The following is a 287-nucleotide window of genomic DNA, read 5'->3' as shown; positions in this document are numbered from 1 at the left end:
CAAGAGGAGACGTCATGGCTCACGATGCCGACGCCAACCGGGCCGCCAAGCGCTGGCTCTGGCTGCTGGTACTGCCGCTGATCGCGATGGTCTGGGTGCCGTCGTACAGCAAGATCGAACCGCAATGGCTCGGTTTTCCGTTTTTCTACTGGTACCAGTTGCTTTGGGTCTTCATCAGCGCGGTGATCACCGCGTTCGTGTATTTCAAGACCAAGAACGCGTGGAAGGCGAGCGGCACGCAAGGAGGTGCGCAATGAATCTCGGCGCGACCTTCGTCTTCGTCCTGC

The 287-nt window shown here is 59.6% G+C and carries 1 protein-coding gene; it reads left to right on the top strand.

Annotated elements, in window-relative coordinates; translation table 11 throughout:
- Nucleotides 1-257, top strand: a 257-nt coding sequence (locus AAEY80_RS14440; RefSeq protein ID WP_350588549.1) for a DUF3311 domain-containing protein, incomplete at its 5' end; no start/stop codon positions are given.
- Nucleotides 258-287 lie beyond the last annotated feature (30 nt).

The organism is Psychrobacter sp. 78a-MNA-CIBAN-0178 (genome assembly GCF_040309625.1).
GTDB classification, from domain to species: Bacteria; Pseudomonadota; Gammaproteobacteria; order Pseudomonadales; family Moraxellaceae; genus Psychrobacter; species Psychrobacter okhotskensis.
This window is presented reverse-complemented; position numbering and strand designations above follow the sequence as displayed.